The sequence below is a fragment of the Klebsiella sp. C349492 genome (assembly GCF_042055345.1).
Taxonomy (GTDB): Bacteria; Pseudomonadota; Gammaproteobacteria; order Enterobacterales; family Enterobacteriaceae; genus Klebsiella; species Klebsiella scottii.
Window position 1 is genome coordinate 1 of sequence record NZ_JANQCE010000049.1, and the last position, 255, is coordinate 255.

Consider the following 255-nt stretch of genomic DNA (forward strand, 5'->3'; position numbering starts at 1 on the left):
ACTGTTGTGACGATACCTGGCGCTCAGCTAACAGCTTTTGAGCCCACCGGTCAGTAACCCCGTACTTCGGGCACAGCTTGATGCGCGCAAAGCGGGAGCTTTCACCAGCGGCCACCATGTCATTATGTTCCTTGATGAACTGGCGATTACGCCACTCACGCAGAGCGCTATCACAGCGTGGAACATAAACCGGCTCGCTGCCAAAATGTTTTTCTATTATCCTGGCCGTTTCCTTGCCGACCAGCTCAATGAGCA

1 protein-coding gene is annotated in these 255 nt (G+C 53.7%); it reads right to left on the minus strand.

The window, feature by feature from the left end:
* Positions 1-255 (minus strand): Mor transcription activator family protein (locus tag NWP14_RS27920; RefSeq protein ID WP_375216330.1); only part of this gene is annotated, 255 nt, incomplete at both ends.